The organism is Corynebacterium callunae (genome assembly GCF_046592015.1).
GTDB lineage: Bacteria > Actinomycetota > Actinomycetes > Mycobacteriales > Mycobacteriaceae > Corynebacterium > Corynebacterium callunae_A.
Map to the genome: position 1 here is coordinate 1 of NZ_JAWVOB010000023.1, position 1,713 is coordinate 1,713.

At 57.7% G+C, this 1,713-nt stretch carries 1 protein-coding gene; it reads right to left on the reverse strand.

All coding sequences use genetic code 11. The features are described 5' to 3' along the window. Window positions 1–163: 163 nt before the first annotated feature. A complete protein-coding gene (locus tag SFC07_RS13220) occupies window positions 164–1,372 on the reverse strand; it encodes an IS110 family transposase (protein ID WP_411208777.1) in 1,209 nt (402 codons plus the stop codon). Between the last annotated feature and the right edge of the window lie 341 nt (window positions 1,373–1,713).

Below are 1,713 nucleotides of genomic sequence, written 5' to 3' on the forward strand. Positions count from 1 at the left end.
GGGGGTGTTCCTATATAGGTTGTCAACTCCGTGGGTGGGGTTGCTGGGGGTGTGAAGGGTTTCTGCTTCACGCTGCGGATGTTGTTTTCGGGCATGCTGAAGAGCCGATTGGGCTACATTTCGACCGTCGCTAACACACAATCGGCTTCGGGGCTTGTAGGGGCTAGGCCGCTGCGGCCTCCTGGGCTGTGGGGATGTCTCTGTAGAGCTCTCCGCTGCGCATCATGGCGAAGAGGACGTTGAGGCGTCGGCGTGCGAGCGCGACGACTGCGGCGTTGTGTCTTTTGCCTTCGTTGCGTTTTCGTTCATAGAATTGCCGGGAACGCTCGTGGAATCTGATCGATGCAAAAGACGACTGCCATAGGGCGTTCTTCAATTTCTTGTTGCCGGCCCGGTTGGGCGAATTCGACATGATCGACGTTCCCGACTGATTCGTCTGCGGCGACAGGCCTGCATAGGAAGCCAGGTGCGCTGCATCGGGAAAGTCGGACATATCGCCGACGGTCATAAGTATTTGCGCGGCGCTACGTGGGCCGATGCCGGGCATGGACAAGAGAATCTCGGTCTGAGGAATGTCCTGGATCAGCTCGAGTACCTGGGCTTCAATCTCTTTGCGGTGCTCCAGCTTGGCTAGTGCATCTTTGGCGGACATTGCTACGCCAAGTTCCGCGTATTCTGCGCCGGCGATGGATACCGTCTGGCCGTGGATCGCAGCAAGCATGGCATCGATAACTGGCTCAGGATTACGTGCCCTGTGACCACGTGCGAAAGCTGCCAGCCGTGCTTTGCCGACGCGTCGAATCTTGGTGGGGCCACCATATTTCGCCAGAAGGTGGAGAATCCACTTGCGGTGAATCATCTGCCCACTTAGGACATGTTCGAATGCGGGGTAGGTGCCCACGAGCGCGGATCGCATCTGGTTGATCAGGCGTGTGTAGGCGCGGGCGAGGTCTTCGTCGATACCGTTGAGGACTTTCAGCTGGAGGAAGACTTCCTCAACGCGGTCGACGCTACGCAGGGCATCCGGAAGGTTGAGGCCGGCATGGGCGATGACATAAGCGTCCCGTACATCGGTCTTGGAGTTGCCGACGTGGATACGTGAAAGCTGTCGCATGGCAAGCCCGGGGAGGTAGCGAACGTCGGCTCCCATTGCTTGGGCGACTGCGACGGTTAGCCTGCCGATGTTGTTGGGCTGATCGACGACGACAAGGACCTCGGCGTCATTGGCCAGGAATTTGCCGAAGAGCTTGCGTAGCGAGCCTTCGTGCTGGTTGATGCGTTTGGATAGGACTTGTCTGCCCTGGGGATCGAGGACGCAGGCGTGGTGGAAGTATTTGCCGACGTCCATTCCAATGACGAAGTCATAGGCCATGAGTCTGTGCCTCCTAGCGATGAGTAGGGAGTTGGATTATTTACGCTTCATCGCTGGGGTGGTCGGACATACTTGCGCTGGCATCCACATTACTGTGAGACCTCGTGCCGCCTGGGCCGGGTCAGGTTCCTATTAGCAGTTTGAGTATGTCACTGTCTTCGGCGGCATCACCCCCCGGATCATTTTCAGACAGGGACAGGAATAAGCCATACCGAAGCCAGCGACTAGTTCCACTGTCCTTTCGGACGGCGGGAACGGATATAAACATAGCCCCGCCCACTCGGGTGGACAGGCTATGAATCTTCGGTGCCCTGGGGTGGAACTGCTAACAACGTAATGGG

Coding starts and splice junctions, on each gene's coding strand:
- SFC07_RS13220 (WP_411208777.1), bottom strand. CDS start 1,372: ATGGCCTATGACTTCGTCATTGGAATGGACGTCGGCAAATACTTCCAC.